The 19,783-nt window shown below is 49.1% G+C and carries 17 protein-coding genes; 9 read left to right on the top strand and 8 right to left on the bottom strand.

Going from position 1 to position 19,783, the window contains the following annotated elements; genetic code table 11:
• Positions 1–8 precede the first annotated feature (8 nt).
• Positions 9–590 carry an isochorismatase family cysteine hydrolase gene (locus MJO57_RS25315; protein ID WP_252019746.1) on the top strand — a complete coding sequence of 194 codons (582 nt, stop codon included), beginning with the start codon at positions 9–11 and terminating at the stop codon, positions 588–590.
• A 5-nt stretch (positions 591–595) separates the two neighbouring features.
• Here MJO57_RS25315 and MJO57_RS25310 read toward each other — a convergent pair whose 3' ends face one another.
• The 5 genes from MJO57_RS25310 to MJO57_RS25290 form a co-directional block, all read right to left on the bottom strand.
• Positions 596–1,975, bottom strand: coding sequence for a phosphatidylinositol-specific phospholipase C domain-containing protein (locus MJO57_RS25310; RefSeq protein WP_252019744.1), 1,380 nt, complete (start codon positions 1,973–1,975; stop codon positions 596–598).
• A 178-nt stretch (positions 1,976–2,153) separates the two neighbouring features.
• On the bottom strand, positions 2,154–3,605 hold the full coding sequence (gene hldE, locus MJO57_RS25305; RefSeq protein WP_252019742.1) for a bifunctional D-glycero-beta-D-manno-heptose-7-phosphate kinase/D-glycero-beta-D-manno-heptose 1-phosphate adenylyltransferase HldE: 1,452 nt from the start codon (positions 3,603–3,605) through the stop codon (positions 2,154–2,156).
• Between the two features lie 271 nt (positions 3,606–3,876).
• Positions 3,877–4,725, bottom strand: a complete 849-nt coding sequence (locus MJO57_RS25300; protein WP_252019741.1) for a hypothetical protein — start codon at positions 4,723–4,725, stop codon at positions 3,877–3,879.
• Between the two features lie 289 nt (positions 4,726–5,014).
• Entirely contained in the window at positions 5,015–6,835 is a 1,821-nt protein-coding gene (msbA, locus tag MJO57_RS25295) for a lipid A export permease/ATP-binding protein MsbA (protein ID WP_252019739.1), read from the bottom strand.
• A gap of 575 nt (positions 6,836–7,410) precedes the next feature.
• Positions 7,411–8,688: an IS4 family transposase gene (locus MJO57_RS25290; RefSeq protein WP_256493378.1), complete on the bottom strand. Its 1,278-nt coding sequence runs from the start codon at positions 8,686–8,688 to the stop codon at positions 7,411–7,413.
• Positions 8,689–9,160: 472 nt separating this feature from the next.
• On the opposite strand from MJO57_RS25290, the gene MJO57_RS25285 reads away from it, so the two are divergent.
• The 4 genes from MJO57_RS25285 to MJO57_RS25275 all read left to right on the top strand — a co-directional run bounded on the left by MJO57_RS25285 (position 9,161) and on the right by MJO57_RS25275 (position 13,463).
• Positions 9,161–9,334: a hypothetical protein gene (locus MJO57_RS25285; protein ID WP_252019735.1), complete on the top strand. Its 174-nt coding sequence runs from the start codon at positions 9,161–9,163 to the stop codon at positions 9,332–9,334.
• A gap of 80 nt (positions 9,335–9,414) precedes the next feature.
• The gene (locus MJO57_RS32900) at positions 9,415–9,537 is read left to right on the top strand and encodes a hypothetical protein (RefSeq protein WP_256492297.1); all 123 of its coding nucleotides are present in this window, start codon (positions 9,415–9,417) and stop codon (positions 9,535–9,537) included.
• A 27-nt stretch (positions 9,538–9,564) separates the two neighbouring features.
• On the top strand, positions 9,565–9,759 hold the full coding sequence (locus MJO57_RS25280; RefSeq protein WP_252019733.1) for a hypothetical protein: 195 nt from the start codon (positions 9,565–9,567) through the stop codon (positions 9,757–9,759).
• A gap of 215 nt (positions 9,760–9,974) precedes the next feature.
• Positions 9,975–13,463: a hypothetical protein gene (locus MJO57_RS25275; RefSeq protein WP_252019732.1), complete on the top strand. Its 3,489-nt coding sequence runs from the start codon at positions 9,975–9,977 to the stop codon at positions 13,461–13,463.
• A 4-nt stretch (positions 13,464–13,467) separates the two neighbouring features.
• Here MJO57_RS25275 and MJO57_RS25270 read toward each other — a convergent pair whose 3' ends face one another.
• Positions 13,468–13,740, bottom strand: coding sequence for a hypothetical protein (locus tag MJO57_RS25270; RefSeq protein WP_252019730.1), 273 nt, complete (start codon positions 13,738–13,740; stop codon positions 13,468–13,470).
• A gap of 239 nt (positions 13,741–13,979) precedes the next feature.
• Between MJO57_RS25270 and typA the strand changes: the two genes are divergently transcribed.
• The gene (gene typA / locus MJO57_RS25265; protein ID WP_252019728.1) at positions 13,980–15,797 is read left to right on the top strand and encodes a translational GTPase TypA; all 1,818 of its coding nucleotides are present in this window, start codon (positions 13,980–13,982) and stop codon (positions 15,795–15,797) included.
• Between the two features lie 74 nt (positions 15,798–15,871).
• Here the strand turns inward: typA and MJO57_RS25260 are convergent, their stop codons facing one another.
• Positions 15,872–16,903 (bottom strand): hypothetical protein, encoded by a 1,032-nt coding sequence (locus MJO57_RS25260; protein WP_252019726.1) that lies wholly within the window; start codon positions 16,901–16,903, stop codon positions 15,872–15,874.
• 301 nt (positions 16,904–17,204) lie between these two features.
• On the opposite strand from MJO57_RS25260, the gene pip reads away from it, so the two are divergent.
• The 3 genes from pip (at position 17,205) to dtd (ending at position 19,013) form a co-directional block, all read left to right on the top strand.
• Entirely contained in the window at positions 17,205–18,158 is a 954-nt protein-coding gene (gene pip, locus MJO57_RS25255; protein WP_252019724.1) for a prolyl aminopeptidase, read from the top strand.
• 93 nt (positions 18,159–18,251) lie between these two features.
• Positions 18,252–18,566, top strand: coding sequence for a hypothetical protein (locus MJO57_RS25250; RefSeq protein ID WP_252019723.1), 315 nt, complete (start codon positions 18,252–18,254; stop codon positions 18,564–18,566).
• Between the two features lie 9 nt (positions 18,567–18,575).
• The gene (gene dtd, locus MJO57_RS25245) at positions 18,576–19,013 is read left to right on the top strand and encodes a D-aminoacyl-tRNA deacylase (RefSeq protein WP_252019722.1); all 438 of its coding nucleotides are present in this window, start codon (positions 18,576–18,578) and stop codon (positions 19,011–19,013) included.
• A gap of 147 nt (positions 19,014–19,160) precedes the next feature.
• Here dtd and MJO57_RS25240 read toward each other — a convergent pair whose 3' ends face one another.
• Positions 19,161–19,745: a hypothetical protein gene (locus MJO57_RS25240; RefSeq protein ID WP_252019721.1), complete on the bottom strand. Its 585-nt coding sequence runs from the start codon at positions 19,743–19,745 to the stop codon at positions 19,161–19,163.
• Between the last annotated feature and the right edge of the window lie 38 nt (positions 19,746–19,783).

Genomic DNA, 19,783 nt, shown 5'->3' with positions numbered 1-19,783 from the left:
AGGCTCCCATGCGCAATGCTCTGGTGGTTATCGACTATATCAATGATCTGGTCCACCCGGATGGCAAGCGAGGGATATATGCACGTCAGGTTTCAGATAATAAGGTGTTGGCCCAGGTGAATAAGGCCATTTCCTGGGCCAGAAAAACCTCCGCGCTACTTGTCTTTGTCAAGGTTGGCTTCTCTGCGGACTACCGGGACCTGCCAACCAACTCTCCATTCTTTTCATCGCTGGCTGAGGCCGGTGCCCTGCGCCTGGGAAGGTGGGGAACGGAGTTTCATCAAGATCTGGCTATACAGCCAGATGACCTTATTGTAATTAAACCCCGCATCAACCCTTTTTACAGCACTCGCCTGGAAGCGATCCTCCGGGCAGCAAAGGTGACCGATATTTATTTCAGCGGTGTGGGTACCACCTGGGCAGTACAGTCGGCCGTCAGAACAGCCCATGATCTGGATTACCATGTTTTCGTGATCAGTGATGCCTGTGCTGCGGCTTCGGAAGAGGAGCACCTGCAGTCACTGACAACCCTTTCCCATTTATCAACACTCTGTACTGCTGATGATTTAAAAGGATCATTTCTGCGCTGATTCTTTTACATCGAGTGGAATGATTCATAAGAGATATCCATCATGTTCTCACGCATGCAGGCTGGATAAATATAATCGTCCTCCGGAAAGTCAACGGTCACTATATTTACTCTGGTATGGTGATTGCGGGCAGCATTGGCTGCATAGCGTAACAATCCGGATGGGTAACGTAGCGTTCTGACAAATGATCGCAGGCTTGATGGCTGCCCCGGGATTACCCCCTGCTTTAGATCATCAGGACTTTCTGTCATGGTCATCTGGGTGATATGAAGCCGGTTGTTTTTGCGATGAGCAAGATGGCTGACAATACTTTCCAGAAGTGGGTAGGGGCGGTTTTTGTTATGCCACAGGTTGGAGAGTGTGTCGTGGGTCGACCAGCCAGATAACACGGGTGAATGAAGCGTGGATAAAACAATAACCTGGTAGCCACTGTCTTGGAATTGCCGGATGCTTTTTGAAGGGGTCATCTGTGACGGGGCAATACTGCTACCAAAATTTTCATGTAAAACCTGAAATAATTCATCGATATCCGCCTGAGACATTCCAAACGGCTCATGGATATGAAAAATGATGATTTCTTTAGGGTTTTCGTTCAGAAACCGCTTGATATCGATGATGATGTTATCGATTGATGCACCCGCAAGCCCGTGGACAGTGACCAGCTGGCCATTGATCTTTCTGGGGCGAATATCAAGGTAGCGAACACCTGCTGCTAATTGTTGATACGTGTTTAGCCCCTGGGTTACTGCCCACCATCGAACCAGCTCTTTAAATAGTGTCAAAAAATAGCTTCCGGAGTAATGAGCAAACAACGTCTTCAAACTTTCCCACATGTGAGGGTCTTCATCGGATAACCTCGTAATGTCATAGCTGCCGCTGTCGTGGGTGCCCGGGATGCATATCTGATTCAGCGGCCTGTCACTGCTTTGATAGAGTTCTGTCATCCACTGATCAGGTTTTGGGAACTGCCCGGTCGCAGCAAAATCCTGAACCAGATTGATGCCATAGAGTTCACTGATTCGCCCTGATTGGCCAAATTCGATGCGGATCCCGTTCAGTAATGAGGTGGGGAAGGCTTTTCTGAAGTGCCATTTTTTGAAGAATCGGGACTCATGAATGATCAGGCTTTCTTCCGGCCTGATATCACGGCACCAGTGCTGGCCTCGTTGCAACGTCATTGGCTTTCCATCGGCAGGAAAAACCGTATACCCACGGCTTTCGATGGTAATGCCAATGCTGACATTGCTCGCGATGGCAGAGTAGACCTGAGAAAGCTGATTATCCAGACAGAATTTATCTTCCTGGAATCCAGAGCATGACAACACTGTTCCCATTAAGATCAGGGACACGATCCATCGTGTAACCACAAGTAAATTCTTGAGCATTGGCCTGAGCGATATATCGACTCTTGATATGTCCGGTTAATGAGTACTTTTTATTTGACCTGCCGATCCTGTCGACATCGTTGAGTCAGACAGTGAGGATAGTAGAAGAGAGGATAGTTTGCCGGGTCTTCACGGCAAACTATTCAGGGGATTACCTGCCTGGCTCCCGAGACAGTCATCAGGCAGGTTGGACTTCTTTTTCATCGCGTTCATCGCGGATTTTATCCACAATGGCAGTCGTTGAGCAGTTCTCCAGAAAAGCCAGCACTTTTACTTCACCACCGTATCCATGAACAATAGGGGCGCCGACCACTTCATCCAGTGAATAGTCGCCACCTTTTACCAGGACATCCGGCTTGATTGCCCGAATCAGGTTTTCCGGTGTATCTTCATCAAAGCTGACCACCCAGTCCACCGCTTCCAGACCAGCAAGTACTGCCATTCGGCGGTCCACAGGATTAATCGGGCGCCCTTCACCTTTCAGGCGGGTGACAGACGCATCGCCATTAATGGCAAGAATCAGTCTGTCCCCCTGCTTGCGCGCCTGCTCCAGGTAGCCAACATGGCCGGCATGGAGAATATCAAAACAGCCATTGGTAAATACGATCTTTTCACCATGGGCCCGGGCATCTTCAATGGCAACCATCAACTGTTCTGCAGAAACGGCCCCTCTTTCCGCACCCAGCTCCCGGTTTACTTCGCGTCTCAGCTCTGGCATGGAAACACTGGCGGTGCCCAACTTGGCAACCACAATGCCGGCGGCAATATTGGCAAGGCCTGCAGCCTGGGGCATATCACAGCCTGCGGCCAGAGAGGCGGCAAGGACTGATATGACCGTATCTCCGGCACCTGTCACATCGAAGACTTCTCTTGCTCTTGCCGGGAAGTGAACTTCAGGTTCATTTTCCCGGATCAGGGTCATGCCGTGTTCACTGCGGGTAATCAGCAGCGCTCCCAGCTCAAGGTCTTTTAACAGTTGTTGACCTTTATTGACCAGCTCTTCTTCGCTGCGGCATGGGCCAACGATGGTCTCGAACTCTTTCAGGTTGGGTGTTATCACCGTTGCGCCACGATAGCGTTCAAAGCTGCTGCCTTTGGGGTCAACGAGTACCGGGATATTATGGGATCGGGCCAGACGAATCAGCTGCTGGCTGCCTTGCAGAGTGCCCTTGCTGTAATCAGAAAGGACAATAGCGCCCAGGTTGTGGATAAGCTGGGCGGCTTTTTCTTCAATGACATCGGGGCTCAGGCCGTCAAAGGCTTCTTCATGATCCAGGCGAATCAATTGTTGATGCTGGGAAATGACCCGTAACTTGGTAATGGTCGGCACGCCCGGGATTCGGGCAAAGCTGCAGTAAATGCCTGCGGCTTCGAGTCGGGTCTGAAGAGTATCCGCAGCTTCGTCATCACCGGTTGCCCCGATAACCCATGCCGGTGCACCCAGTGTGGCAATATTGAGTGCAACATTGCCTGCTCCACCGGGGCGGTCTTCTATCTGCCCAACTTTGACTACAGGCACCGGCGCTTCCGGTGAAATCCGGGAGGTGGCACCATGCCAGTATCGATCCAGCATGATATCGCCAATTACCAGGACTTTGGCCAGATCAAAACGGGGAATAGTCAATTTCATCAATGATGTCCAGTCAGATTAATGACAGTTTTTTACCATATCACAGTCGTGCGATCAGTACCTTGACGTCATATGACGGGTATTTTGTACAGGCTGGGTAGCACACGCAGGTACACCTTTTGTTGCTCGTTTTACGTTTCTGAGCTTGGGAACAGTGCGGCTGTTTCACGGTAAATCTGCTATTTTACCATAGATGATTTTTGCAGTGTAAGAGAGAGAACATTAATCGTGTGACGTCCAATGGTCGCCCTGTTACTCAGCTATTTTTTGCTCAAGCAGTTTTGCTCAATCGGTATTGCTCAAGCAGCTGCGAAAGTAGGTTCAGGTTATCTGTCTTGAGCATTTCCAGTATCTCTATCGATAAGATGATGGTATCTGGCGTAATCTTACCTTGATTGAACTCATGCTCCAGGGATTGTCGGAGTAAAGACTCCACTTTGGTGAAATATCGGGTTGCTTTTGAGCGGGAGGGCTGGCTCTCAGTGTCGCCAATCACCCTATCGATATCATCAATCAATCCATCAGCAATCTGACGTTTAATAAGACGATTGGTGTATTCCGTGAACAGTTGAACCCCTTTTTCTTCCATAAACTCCGATAATCGCTTCAGAAAAAACTTTTGCACGATATCATGTGGCCGGGCTATGTGTTTATCCAAGCCTTCGTTGTATTGGTCCGGAAAGTATTCTGCTTTTCTGGCGATGTTTCTGGCTAATGAATCAGCAAATTTGTAGACATAGTCTACATCCTCAGGGCTCTCTGGATCAGAAGTCAGCCCATTTTTTTCCGCAAGCCTGGCTATATGGTCTGTGATGCGTTGTTTGTCTTTACCAGGTTCACTTTCAGAGAAACTCCAATCAATTCCGTCTGCCTCTGTTGCAGAGGCCGAGAGCGACGACCTTTCTGAGGCATAACCACTGTCAGGATCTATCGCCTTTATTTGCCGTCGCCGGTTTTCCGGAAGGGCGTGTGTTCTTCTGCCTTCCGGGGGGGCTGGAACGTATTTTTTTTCCGTACGTTGTTTATTTTTGGAGTCGTGGTATCCGTTTTTCTGGTTTCTATTTTCTATTTGCTGGAAATTACTGCCTGATGAGGGGGTAGGTTTGCTTGGTCCATCCATGTCAATATGCTCCTGTATTATTTTTCATTATAGGGCTTATTGAGGCTTCGTTGTGTGCTCGGTGAGATGAGTAATCCAGAGGGGAGAAAAGCCTATGGGGGCGAAAGGCTGACAGCGCGTAGTTATTCCAGGTCAATCCTGACAAAGCATGTGGAGGGGGACACCAGGCTGCGCGTCACGCCCTTCGGGCGTACCAGGACACCCTGATACGCTTTCCCGCATTGAAACGCCAACTGGCCCTTGGGGCATTATTCACACAATCAGGGTGTGGTTCCGCGTTCTTTGGTCGTTAAGCGGGGATCTGCTGTACGGCAACAGGCAGTTCATCCTGAAACTGCATCTTGTGCAGTTTGGCGTAATGCTCGCCTTTCGCCAGCAGTTCTGTATGAGTACCCCGTTCAATAATTCGACCATGCTCCATCACCAGGATGCAGTCGGCATTCTCAATGGTTGACAGGCGGTGGGCAATCACCAGGGTCGTACGGCCTTTCATGATGTCATCCAGGGCTGCCTGTATATGGCGTTCGGATTCCGTATCCAGGGCTGAAGTTGCTTCATCCAGAATCAGGATTGGCGCATCTTTAAGCACCGCGCGGGCAATGGCCAGACGCTGACGCTGACCGCCGGAGAGAAGTACGCCATCTTCGCCAACAAGCGTGTGAATACCATCAGACATGTCTTTGATGAACTCTGTGGCATGGGCCGCTTCAGCAGCCAGGCGGATATCCTCCTCATCAGCCGTATCCCCCAGGGCACCATAGGCAATATTTCTGGCGACGGTATCGTTGAACAGGGTAATGTTCTGGCTGACCAGGGCAATATGGCTGCGCAAGTTTCTCAATTCAAAGTCATTCAGGGAGACGCCATCAATCAGGATGTCGCCTTCGGTATGGTTATAGAACCTGGGAACAAGATTGGCTAGGGTGCTTTTTCCGGAACCGGATCGACCCACCAGGGCGTAGGTTTGTCCGGGCTTAATGGTGAAGTTGATGTCTTGCAGTGCGGGTGATTGAGCACCTGGATAGGTAAAGCCAACCTGCTTGAACTCAACACAGCCAGTTACCCGGTCACAGGTGTACTGGCCATTATTGGCTTCTGGTGTTTCATCCACCATGGCGAAAATACTTTCTGCCGCCGCTATGCCTTTCTGGATATTGGCATTCACTTCACTGAGCTGGCGGATCGGTTTCGGTAACAGGGCTGCTGCCGTCACATAACCGACCAGGGTTGCTGTGGTGGAATCACCTTTGACAAACAGCACCATAAACAGCAAAAGGGCAAGGGCTATGGAGACAATAAATTGCAGAATCGGCGTATGGACCGAGCCTGCTTTGGCCAGCTTAAGGTTCTGGCGGGTATTGGCTGCACTGGATGCCCGGAAACGGTCACATTCATAATCTTCGCCACCAAACCCCCTGACTTCCCGATAGCCATTAATGGTTTCCGAGGTCACATGGGTGAGGTCACCCATGGAGTTTTGAATATTTCTGCTGATCCTGCGGAAGCGTTTGCTGGCATAAGCAACCACCATGGCAATGATTGGCAGTGCTGCAATAAATATCAGGGTCATCTGCCAGCTGGTGTAAAACAGGAAACTGAGCAGAAAGACAACGGTCAACCCTTCCCGGACGGCAATCCGGATGGCATCGGTAGCCGCAGAAGTGACAAGGCTGACGTTATAGGTAATGCGGGCAATCAGGTGACCGGAATTGTGGTTATCAAAGAATGCATTGGGCAGGTTGATCATGCGCTCGAACATCTCGGTTCTCAGGTCATGGATAACAAAGTTCGCGACCTTGGAGATGTAGTAATTACCCAGATAAGAGCCAATACCCCGGAAGATGGCGATAATAACCATCAGGGCCGGGATCAGCCAGATGGATGAGATGCCTGAGCTGGCAAGCCATTCCCAGTTCTGCAGCAGGGTGACCTCTTCGCCTTCCAGTGCCTGAACAAAGTATTCAAGAAGCTTGGCAAAGGCGGGCTGGGTCAGGGCAAAAATGGCCAGGCCAAGAAGGCTCAGGGCAAAAAAGCCTGTGTAGGGTTTTACGTTAGTCAGCAGTCGAAGGTAAATCTGCAGACTGCCGGCATTAGGGTTCTGTTCTGACATGGTATCGGATCATTTTCCGGCTTTAGGAGCCCGTCGGACTAAGATTGTCCTGCTGCGCTTGCGATGAAAAAATCAACCGGAAAGGATAACAGTGAAATCAGCCATTTAAAAAGCTTTTTTACCGAGCTTTTGCGGAAGCGCCTCAGGAAAAATAGCAGGTTTGCTTATTCGGTTGCGGGAAGAAGTTGGCCGTTTAGTACATTATGGCGTAGGGGGGGTGGCCGGGATGAGGTAAGATTACGCCCTTTTTGCAGAAAACTGCGACTAACCTGGTTTCGCGACCTCCCGATACTACTTAAATGAGCCAAAAAAGGGCGGGATTTTCTCAGATATTACCAGTCGAAATCCACACTAAAGGACGAGGAACCATTTTTTTGGATACATGGCTGCTGGCTATTCTGCATAGGATTGGTATCTATCAATAAGCACTTCAGAGGGTTCAAGCAAAACAGAATGGTTGTTCAACCTGACCGGAGTGTACTACTTATGTCGTGTAATGAGATTCTGGTAATAAGTAGCTGGCCATATGGAATCGAATATTTCTGGCTACTTAATGATGCTTCTTAAGGTAGACATTAAGCCCCACCCACAGCGCAAAGGCCTAATCTTGTACGCCCTGAACAACCATCTCTTGCAGGGTGTTCACGTTTCGCATTATCTCCCCAGAAGCTGAGCAGCTTTTTAATACATGAGACCAGTGACTTTCCTGCATTCATCAAAGATAGAATCAGACTGCCAAACAGCCTCGTCCCGCTTTTCATTACCTTGTGCGTCGAGATTTCCTCAATGACACCACTGCTGTAGAGGTTCGCCTGCGCAGCGTGAGCAAGATACCTTTTCAACGCCACAACGACGAAAGACATCAGAATCAGGCTAAACACCAACGTGGCAGAGTTAGTGTTAAAACGATGCCACCCTGAATAGGACTTGATCTCTTTGAAGATAAGCTCTATTTGCCACCGCAGACGATAAGCCTGAAGCACTTCGCTCAAGGTGAACTCCACCCGGTTCAGGTTGGTCACAATGAAAACCCATTTCTGCCTTTTGTCATTCCAGCGGACAACCAAACGGAATGGCCAGACTTTGAACCCCGGCCATTCTACATCCAGGTCGAGGCATTGATCTTTCGGGAAGCCAGACAGAACCTCCTTCAGTTTTTGTCCTTTGTAGCGATTAAGATTCTTGCCATCCTCCCGTACCGCGCTGAGTATCGTCGGGTTAATACTTTGAGGAGCCTTGCAGATAAAAGAACCTTCCCGGTCATCGATAGCAGCAAAGAGTTCCAGCTCAAAATAACCGGCATCCATCAACATCAGGATGTAGGCCATGGAGATTGGCAGTGGTGGCAGACAGTCTCTTTCTGAACGGGTATCTTCAGTGAGCTGCACTCGTACCAGATTGTTGGTGAGAAGGTCCATTGTCGTATGAAGTTCGACAGCAGCAGGGCTGACTGTTGAGAACCTGCCGGGAAATGCTTCTTTCAGCGCATCATAGACAGCTTGAGATGAGCCGTCCTGAATAAGAATGTGCTCAAACTCTGAAAATGGACTGCTCTCATCAAACGCCATGACTTTGCGGGAAAATATTTCCAGACATTGCACCCATAGCCACAGGACAAGAGTAGACAGCGCGTCTTTTTTAGCTTGATTTGCCCAGGAACGATAGGAGATATTCAGCCCCGTCAACTCGTTAAATTTACGGTGTAGATCGGCTTGGGTATCGCAGTTTCCGTCACCAGCGAGGGCATCGATCAGTGAGAGGATAAAATCCAAAGGACGGATATTTCGCTCTCGTATAGTAAAACCAAGCTGTTCCGCCATACTGAGGAGTTCTGTCCGATCAAAACAGGTCAGCAGTTTTTTTTAACTAATCTACTATTTGTAGTACTCATCTTGTTCAGTCCACAGTAGTGGTTTGAGAAGCTTTATTGTGGCTGTTCAGGATGAGTTCTGCACTGGGAGTGCTGCTTTTTTGGGCTTAATGTCTACCCTAAGATGAATCGTCAACCGATTTGGTCAAGATAATGTTTAATAGAGGCAAGCATGGCGATGGCTTGGTTCAGTTTCTCGTAAAGCCCAGCAAAATCATATTATTTACCTGGAACTCAGGAAAGTACCGAACCTGTACAAACTGACTATTCAAGATATACAAACCGGGCTGCACATTATTACTGGCAGTAACCTGGATGAGCTGAATACTGAAATGCTTTCACGCCTGGAAAGCTTTAGGAAAAAATACCGTATACCTCATCATAATCCGCGTGGCTATCTTAAGGGTCGGGGTTTCACCCAGCTATCACACAGTAAAATTGCCAAACTGGAAGATATGCAACTGTTTCCTGAGTCAGCACTGACCGTTAAAGATATCATGACCAATCCGCCAGCCAGTCTTCAGGCAATTGATGTTGCAAACACCAAGGCATTAATCGAAAAATACCTGGCGGAAGTCAGTAAGAAATGTTGGCGAAAGACTGACAAACGTCGTTGGGCAGATATCTAAAAAGGTAGGTGAGAAATTTGGGAAGAAACTTGGGGAAAAACTTGGCAAGGAAGTCGGAAAGAAAGTTGGGGAAAAAGTCGGTGAAGAAACTGGGGAAGAAGTCGGAGAAAAAGCTGGGGAAGAAGTTGGAAAAGAAGCTGGAAGCAAAGCCCTTAAAAAGGGGGCAGAGAAAGCCGGTGAGGAAGTCGGCAAAAAATTATTAAAACAGGCCCTTAAATGCAAACGGTCAATTGGCGGCTGTAGCCGTCAGGGAGACGGCGATGGTGAGGGCGGTGAAGGTGGTGGCGGAGGTGGTGCAGCCGGAGCGGGCGTTGGAACAGGCGCAGGCGCTGGAGCTGGAGCTGGTGCCGGTGCCGGTGCTGGAGTCGGCGCTGGTGGCGCAGCCGCTGGTGGTATCGCGGCACATAAAGCAGCCAAAGCATTAGGAAAGTCGGTCAAGGGTGTAAAAGACGCTATTGAAAAACACAAAAACGATCAACAAAAACAGTCTGAAAAGCAAACCACTCAAGGCTCAGTGGCAAAAACTCAGCCACCAGTAAAACAGGCAATCATCGCAGAGCACACCACGCTGCAGTCAATAACAGAGCCAGTGACATCATCAACCTCCGGGAACAGCAACAGTGCAAATGCAGGTATTGCAATGGTTCCAGATAGCACAACGGCTGCTTCACCAGTGACAGAAACCTCAACATCCACAGGAACAACTGAAGACGCCACCATCGAAAGTGACACAACCACTTCGTCAACCAATCAACCAACCACAGCAACAACTGAAGACACCATCAGAGCAGGGGTCACCACACCAGCAAGCACAATAAGTGAGACCACTAGCGGACAGTTTCCATCTGCCCGTCACTCCACTGCCAGCGATACAATCGTTTCACCAACTACTCAGGCAGCTACATCAACAACCAAAGAGACGATCATCACCGGAACCACAACATCAGCAAGCACTACTGGCGAGACCACCACTGGACAACTGTCATCTGCCCGTAACTCCACTGCCATTGATACCTCCGTTTCACCAACCACTCAATCAGCCGCATCAACAACAAAAGAGACGACCATCACCGGAATCACAACATCAGCAAGCACTACAGCCGAGATCGCCACCGGAGAACTGTCATCTTCCCGTAACTCTACTGCCAGTGATACAACCGTTTCACCAACCACTCAGACAGCTACATCAACAACCAAAGAGACGATCATCACCGAAGCCACAACATCAGCAAGCACCACTGGCGAGACCACCACCGGACAGCACTCATCTGCCCGTAACTCCACTGCCAGTGATACAACCGTTTCACCAACCACTCAGGCAGCCGCATCAACAACCAAAGAGAGAGCTGGCAGCGAAGCCCCAACTGCAACAAATACGACCAGCAAGCCAACTCCTCAAGACGATGTACAGAACTTATTGACCTTCCCCCGAATGGTTAAGGCATTTTCCGCCAGGAATGAACAGATCAAAGATCGGTTTAACAGCACCATCAGCAAAACTTCTGAACAGGCTTTGGCACATATCCAGCAGCTAACCACTGCCAATAAGGAACAAAAGAGTATCCAAACCCGGGTGATACTGGGAGAGACCCTCAATACCTTGAATGATGTGTTCGATAAGGGGTTCCTGAGTACTTATAAACATGCTCACAGGACACTAAAGTCGTTACGCTCTGTGTCGGTGGACAATGACCATAAACGCGCGGCAGCTCGAACGATCATCACCGATACCCTGACCAGAACATTTCAGCAGATGTATGCCTCACTGAACCAGCAGCGGCTGCAGCTGTTTATTGATGTGGGCTATATTGACCCCGGTAAACTGAGCCGGGACGAAATACTGAAACTCCGGGTCGCTGCGTCCAGCCAGGAGGGAAAAGAAGCCTTAAAGCCAGTCAATTTGCTCAAGATAATCACCGATATCCAGCGACGCGCATCATCTGATACCTCCAATCAGTTTGACCGATTTCTTGCTGATCTCACAATGTTTCTGCAAGGCACAAGCAAAGTTGACGAATTGGAACAGCAGGAAAGAGAGTCCGGTACTACAAGCCCGATTTTGCAACAACACGAAGATCTTCGGTCGTCTATTGCGAAATTGGGCAGCAAAATGGTCAGCGGCGATATCATTGCCCCACAGTCTGCCCCCTATAACCGGCAATTGCTGGCCTCGGTGATGAAACAGGAGAAAGAGCTGTTTATTGACGATCTTCAGGCTCTGCATCTGCGGGATAAGGGGCACTTTAACGATGAAGTTTCCCTGAGTGAGGCACAAGGCTCTGTACTCTTTGACCCGCGAACATTTCTGGATGTCATTAAAGAACAGCAGGACTACCGGATAGTTCTGGATGCTTATGATTCATCGCCAGTCCAAAACCATACGGAGTCTGAACCGGCTGAAACCACCACGCACCACGGCAGAAAACGCAGGAATATCGACACTGCTCCCACGCTCCCACAAACCTCTTCGGCTACTCGGCAAACAGGCATACTGAACGACATTAAAGAGGGACTTGGCAGGCTGTTCGGATCCATTAGGCCGATGATGTCACCACAATCCGTGGTGGCTTCCCCTGCACTGGCAGGAATTGCTGATCAGGAGACGTTCCATAATAGCAATCGCCGCCAGGCACCTGGAAAAGCGAATAGCTCCCAATACACCGCCAATTCCAGCCTGCTTCTGGCAACCCTGTTGGCCTCCAAATACAATGGGCAGAAGTTACCGTCCGGCAAAGACACAATGCCCCCTGCTGGCCATCAAGAGTTGTTGAGTCGGTCACCAGGTATGCAACTATTAAACGACGGTTTGGCGATCACCCCTCAGCTGCACAGTGAAGTGACTGCTTTTATCCAACACCTGAAAAGTCATGTCAGCCCTATTACCAGCCAGTGGAGCCGCAATGATCTGGTCAATATGGCCATCTTGCTCTCAACCCCGGCAACACCCGGCAAAATGCCGGCCAAACTGACAGAAACCTTTTTGCAGCAAGCCCTCACGTCATCTGCCATCGGTATACACCAGGAGCAGCCGGATAATATCTTCAGTGCCGCTGGGCTGATTCAGGATGCAACAAATGCCAAGGAGGAGGCGCAGCCAGTTTTCCATAATCTGTCAACGGGTCAAACAACTACCAAGGGTCCGGCCATGGGGCTGGCACAAGCCATGTTACAAGCCATGGCCATCAATCGCCTGACCCGTTATTCGGCGGATCACAACCTGCCCGACTCCCTGCACCGACAGATTATCCGTCAGGCAGTCCAGTTGCAGAATCGCCAGAAGCAAAATAACGCCACCCAATCTGGTGAACTGAGCCATAACAAAGATGCCATCCCTGATATGATTGACCAGCGATTAATGCCTGCGCCTGTCCTGCAACCGGAAAAATCCCTGCATAATCCATTGATTAATGCCCTCACCAGAGGCCAGTACGAATCCAGCAGAAAATTGTTTATGCAACAGTCTCTGCAACATCAGCTGGAAATGGTGGATAAGCTGGCTGAACTGCCAGACTACCTGGGTGTGGATTATTCTGCCGAACCGTTGGCAAAACTTAAGTCTGATCTGCAAAAAGCAACCAGTCGCCAAACCACAGGCAACGACGAGATAACGGACCTGCAATCATTTGCTCTCAGCCAGAGAGCCTGGCAGCTGTTCAACAACCTGTACGATGCCAAAATTGCGGTACCTAAAGAAGCTATGAATCGGGTAAAAATTCAGGCCATGATCAACCGTCGAGGTCTTATTGGACCCCGGGAAACCAGTCTGCTTCAGCAGCTGGTGGTGGATTTGCTGCCACGCCAGGCCAGTGCCAGTGATCACGCCAAACTGACCATCAAGACGGATCAAGCCATTCCGTCGCCGGCAAAGCTTCATCATTATTCTCCTGAACGGATTGCCAGCATCATCAGTGGTTACGCAACGCTGAAGTCATTTGTTGCTGAACAGTTTCCCCGGGTATTTGACAATACCCGCATTGACCCTGAGTTGAAAAATGAGCTGATCAGCCACGCTGCACTGATCAGTCTGGACGCATTAAAAGGGAAGATCACCGACAACAGTTGGCAGCAAACGGCTATGGAAACACTAAAGCAAGAGTACAAAGAATTTAAAGAGCAAATAGGGAAGTAACAGCTCAAGAGTCACCAGCAAAAACTGCCATTTCGCCCTTAAAACCCGGCAAAATCACAGGGAAAACATCTAAATCTCGTTTTTTTTCGTCAAATAAAGCTATTCTATGAAGATTTTGATGTGTATAAAAACTGTAATCTATTATTGCCCAGTGTGCAGGCTGTTCACTCACCAATTCAAAATTAAGCGGGAGTTGAGGATAGGGGTTTTTAAAGCTTGCGTCGCATTGGCCAGATAGATAGCATTGCGGCCATTTTAATTGTCGGATTTCAGGCATAACAGGTTTAGCCCGGATATTTCATAAACCTGCTCCCGCTCTCGCTTGTCCTTTGCCGCTCTGAGGGGGTTATGCTCAGTCGACCGTACTCCCCGGTACGGCACTCCTTCACAAAATCCCTTAGAGCGACAAAGTCCTGCGCGAGATTCGGGGCAGTTTATGAAATGTCCGGGTTAGAAAGTGTGTACATATATGTGTGCATATTCTTTAAGAATTCAGATTGAGAGGTATGAAAATCCTTGGAAATTAATAAGCTAAGAAATGTTGCCATTATTGCCCACGTTGACCATGGCAAGACAACGCTTGTGGATAAGCTGCTGCAGCAGTCCGGTACACTGGGGCGTAAGGACCAGGGTGCTGAGCGTGTCATGGACTCCAATGATCAGGAAAAAGAGCGTGGCATTACCATCCTGGCCAAGAACACCGCGATTGAGTGGCGCGACTTCCATATCAATATCGTGGATACTCCCGGCCACGCTGACTTCGGTGGTGAAGTTGAGCGTGTACTCTCCATGGTTGATTCGGTGCTGCTGTTGGTGGATGCCGTTGATGGTCCGATGCCGCAGACCCGCTTTGTTACCCAGAAAGCCTTTGAGCAGGGTTTGAGCCCGATTGTGGTTATCAATAAGGTTGACCGCCCGGGTGCTCGGCCTGACTGGGTTATGGATCAGGTATTCGATCTGTTTGATCGTCTGGGTGCCACGGATGAACAGCTGGATTTCCCGGTCATTTACGCCTCCGCGCTGAACGGTGTTGCCGGTCATGACCCGGACCATCTGGCCGATGACATGACCCCGCTGTTTGAGATGATCACTGAGCGTGTACCTGCACCGCCGGTAAATGTTGATGGTCCTTTCCAGATGCAGATCAGCGCCCTGGATTACAACAGCTATGTAGGCGTTATTGGTATCGGCCGTATCACCCGTGGTGTCCTGAAGCCGGGGCAGCAGATTGTGCTGGTGGATCGCGACAACAAGCAGCGTAAGGCCAAAGTGCAGCAGGTGATGGGCCATCTGGGGCTTGAGCGTGTTGAAGTGGCTGAAGCCCGCGCCGGTGATATCGTCTGCATTACCGGAATTGATAAGCTGAACATTTCGGACACGATCTGCGATCCCGATTGCCCGGAAATGCTGCCTCCGCTGTCGGTCGATGAGCCAACAGTGAGCATGACCTTCCAGGTGAATGATTCGCCGTTTGCCGGCCAGGATGGCAAGTTCGTCACCTCCCGTAATATCCGTGAGCGTCTGGATCGAGAATTGATCTCCAATGTGGCTCTGCGTGTTGAGCAAGGTGATGATGCGGATAAGTTCAAGGTTTCCGGCCGGGGTGAACTCCATCTGTCCGTTCTGATTGAAACCATGCGTCGTGAAGGATTTGAGCTGGCGGTTTCCCGTCCACAGGTCGTGGTCAAGGAAATCGACGGCGTTAAGCAGGAGCCCTTTGAGCATGTGGTGGTGGATATTGAAGAACAGCACCAGGGACCGGTTATGGAAGAACTCGGCCAGCGCCGTGCTGAGTTGAAGGATATGGTACCGGATGGTAAAGGCCGTGTGCGTCTTGATTTTATCATGCCTGCCCGTGGTCTGATCGGCTTCCGTTCCCAGTTCCTGACCATGACTTCAGGTAGCGGTATCCTGACTTCAATCTTCGACCACTATGGCGAAGTCAAGGGTGGAGAGGTAGGTCAGCGCAATAACGGTGTTCTGATCTCTATGGTGAATGGTAAGGTACTGGCTTATGCACTGTTCAGTTTGCAGGAGCGTGGCCGCCTGTTCATTAACCCTAACGTTGATGTCTATGAAGGTCAGATTATCGGCTTGCACAGTCGCGATAATGATTTGACCGTAAACCCCACCAAAGCCAAGCAGCTGACCAACGTTCGCGCTGCAGGTACGGATGAAAATATCATTCTGACGCCACCAGTCCGTCACTCTCTGGAGCAGGCTCTGGAGTTTATTGATGACGATGAGCTGGTTGAGGTGACACCAAACCATATCCGTATCCGCAAGAAGTTCCTGAAGGAACACGAGCGGAAACGTGCCAGCCGTTCCAGGTAACACCCGGCGACAGATTGAAAAAGCGCAGAGTACCCACTTGGTTGTTAAGTGGGTTTTTTGATACTCATTGTATTTTATGAGCCTAACCAGGGATTGCCAGGGTATGGGACCATAGTAAATACAAGGGTAATAATTACTGAAAGAGCAAGGCTTCCGGCAATAGTGTAACCCGGCGATTTAATCCACTCATCCGGCCAGACCGGGTCATGTTTGCCATACGATAAAAAATGCCTGCTCTTTTGATGTTTGCTCTGGTTCCCTTTTCTGCTCTTAAAACGCTGTCGAAGTTTTTCAATGTCAGACTCTGTCAGAGGTGATACCGGAGGCCTGTTGGTTTTCTGGATTCTTTTACGGTGAGAAACGAGGAAACCTTTTTCCAATGGTGATGTGAATAATATGACCGGGTTGGTTTGTGGGTTGTCGTAGAGTTCAGGAATGGTTGAAAACGGATATTCGCTATTGTCCAAAACCGTTGCTGGTAAGGATGTCAGGTCGGTGCTGACAGGCGCGGGACCCAGTATTTTGGCAGTGGCTATTCGGTTGTGGCTGATATCAATATCAACAATATACAACTTCACCGACAGGGCTATGCACTGCAAAACCGCATGCCGTTTCTCCTTTACGCCCTTGAAACTCTCCAGCATTAACATTTCGGGACACTGCTGAGTGTTGCTTATGACGGTTCTGGTTAACAGTTCAAACAGTTGTGAATAGAGTTTGTCATCATTAGCAAGACGCTTTTCCAGCTCCATGTAATGGCTTAACCAAACAGAAAGATCACTCTTATTCTGTTCAAGGATGAAAGTATCAAAGACGTTTCTCTGTTTTTTGTTTAAGTTTAATACTGGCTGAAGCAGTTGATTCAGTGCATCATCCCCCGTACTGCCCGCCAAAATAAGAAGTTCTGAAAGATAGCGGTAAAATTGTTCGGGTCGTGACATATGCAGGGCTTGTAAAGTGTCCTGGGTATATTGCCAGCGATCACTCTGTTGGATTTGGTGAGGATTGGCTGAGTAAATTTCAAAGCCTACCTTATTTATCCATTGCTGAACCATTATTTGATCATTATAAGAAAAATACTGAAATGCTTTGGCAGGTATTGCCATTATAGCGATCCAGAAAGCCAATACGGTTTTCACTGCTCTGCCTGGTTGATGTGTCATGTTCTTAGGGCTGTTACTGTTGTCATTACCATATCCCGGGAAGTCAGCGTAAATTACTGAATGGTGTGGTTTGTCAGGAACTAAAGCTGAAAGTGTTTATGGGACTGTTTATGGCTCTAAGACAGGTGGTCACCGAATTAGTTCCTGCTATGATTTCTTCAAAGTGAGGATATGCCCTTTGCTGCAATAACCGTTTAAGGTTAAGGTAAAGCATTGTTCTGGTGTTTTCCTGAAAGGATTTTCCATGCGCACCCTGTATCCTGCCATCAAGCCCTATGCTACCCGGCACCTGCAAGTTGATGATATTCATGAGGTATACATTGAAGAGTGTGGTTCTCAGGATGGGATACCGGTTTTATTTGTTCATGGTGGACCGGGTGCCGGCTGTACAGAACGGGATCGCCGCTTTTTTGATCCGGAAAAATACCGGATTGTTCTTTTTGATCAGAGGGGGTGTGGACGCTCCAGACCTCATGCTGAACTGGAGCAGAACAATACCCCGCTGCTGATTGACGATATGGAGCTGATTCGCAAAAGTCTGGGGGTTGAGCAGTGGTTGGTGTTTGGTGGCTCATGGGGCTCAACACTCTCGTTGCTTTATGCCCAGGCTCACCCGAAGCGAGTGTCAGGGCTGGTTGTCAGGGGGGTTTTTCTTTCCCGGTCGCAGGATCTTGACTGGCTTTACAAAAATGGCGCCAGTAGAGTATTTCCGGATCATTGGGCGCACTTCCTTGAGCTGATACCAGAGAGTGAAAGAGGCGATCTTCTGGAGGCTTATTATCAGCGGCTTTTTGGAGAGGATGAGCTGGCAAGAATGAATGCTGCCAAGCATTGGTCTCTGTGGGAAGGAAACACGGCAACGTTGCGACCCAATCATGAACTGGTGGATCACTTTGCTGACCCGCATCTGGCATTATCCCTGTCGCGGATAGAGTGCCATTACTTCAGACATAATTCCTTTATTACACCGAATCAGATTATTGACAAAATGAACCTGATATCGGCCATTCCGGGCGTGATCGTTCATGGACGCTATGACATGATCTGTCCACTTGATAATGCGCAGACACTGGCGGATCATTGGCCGGAAGCGAATCTGCAAATTATTCGGGATGCCGGTCATGCCTCCTGTGAGCCGGGCATTGTTGATGCACTGGTCAGAGCGACGGATGACTTTGCCAGGCGACTTTCTCCATAGCGTTCGGTTTGTAAAAGTCTGCCCCGTGTTAATGTGGGGTTAATTTTATAGTGTATCCTGATGATCTGATGTTGATGGCGGATTACTATTTCTGTGACAGTTTCAGTGACATTGGGAGAAATTGCCATTGCTTACCTTGTAACCCCCTATGGTTATGGTTGTCCTGCAAGTGCCGGTTTTTCTGCGGCGCACAGAGCGAATTGGGCAGAGCAACTGCTCGTTCAGACTGTTAATGCATATGGTGGTGGCAGTGCCTATATGGGTAAAAAGCTCTCGGTCGTAAAAAAAGTAAATCCTTTCTTTTCGCTGGACTTAACGACGTGTCAAATACCTGAGGTGTTTCCTTATCGTTTTCACGTGCGTCAAATATCTACGACAGGTCCGGAAATAAAAGAATTTTTATCTTGAGAACGTTTAATGAAAGGTCTGATTCAACGTGTCAAGTATGCCAGTGTCATGGTTGATGGGGAAACGATTGGAGCGATTGGTTCCGGCATTCTTTTGTTATTGGGTGTGGAAAAAGGGGATGACCCGGCTGTAGCGGATAAGCTGCTTGATAAAGTACTGAAATACCGAATTTTCAGTGATGAGCAGGGTAAAATGAACCTCGGTTTGAAAGAGGTGGGTGGTGGTTTATTAATTGTTTCCCAGTTCACTCTGGTTGCCGATACCCGCAAAGGGTTACGACCCAGCTTCAGTTCCGGTGCTTCTCCTGAGCAGGGAGAGCAGCTTTATAACCACTTTGTAGAACGTGCCAATACTTTGCACCATAATGTTGCTACAGGCCGCTTTGGCGCGGATATGGAGGTTTCCCTGCTCAATGATGGTCCCGTAACGTTTCTTCTGGAGTTCTGAGTCCGGATATTGGGTATGGGGTCCGCCATGGAAGGCTGGTTATCAAAACAAAAGCATTCAGGGCAACATTCAGGGCAACATTCAGAGCAAAAAAGTGGATCCTCATGCCTTAAACACAGGTATGAGAATCCGTATATCGGTTAAATGTTACAGGACCGTTTCCTCAACGCCTGATCCATCTGTTATAGCTGCTTTGTAAGTGTTCATTTCGAACTGGTCACACTTGCCAGAAGCGAGCATTGGCAGTTTTGGTAAGCTGTCAGCTTCTTTTTTATCAATGATGCTGTATGTTGACAGATCAACGGGGACTTTGTACGAGCATTTCATGAAGCCATCTTCAGTTTCCTTTACTTTCAACAGACTTCCATCGAAGTGGATTCTACGAAGTTCGGCTTGATAATTACGATGGTGACAGTGCTTATGGATTGTCTCTGCGATCTTGCCGGGCCCCGGGCAAACAGCCGCAATACTGGAACCCAGTAGTTGGCCGGCAGGATAGTAATACTGGCCAAACGCTGCATTCAATGACTGTTGGTAAAAGAACCGGGCAAAATAGCCTGACGTAGTGTGATTAACTACGGCTTTAACTGCCCATGGGCCAAATTGAGCACCAAGGCCTCCGGCAAGATATCCGGCAGCCATCACTGTTGCAGGTCGTGCTATAGGAGCCACGGCGCTGGCAAGCGTCCTGGCAGCGTGGGCTAATCCGTTAAACATGGCAGAACCATTCATGGTTGACCTCCTTAAATTTTCATCTGAACTACAGTTCT

It is taken from the genome of Endozoicomonas sp. SCSIO W0465 (genome assembly GCF_023716865.1).
Taxonomy (GTDB): Bacteria; Pseudomonadota; Gammaproteobacteria; order Pseudomonadales; family Endozoicomonadaceae; genus Endozoicomonas.
Note: the sequence above shows the minus strand (reverse complement) of the source record. Positions and strands in the feature narration are given on the sequence as shown.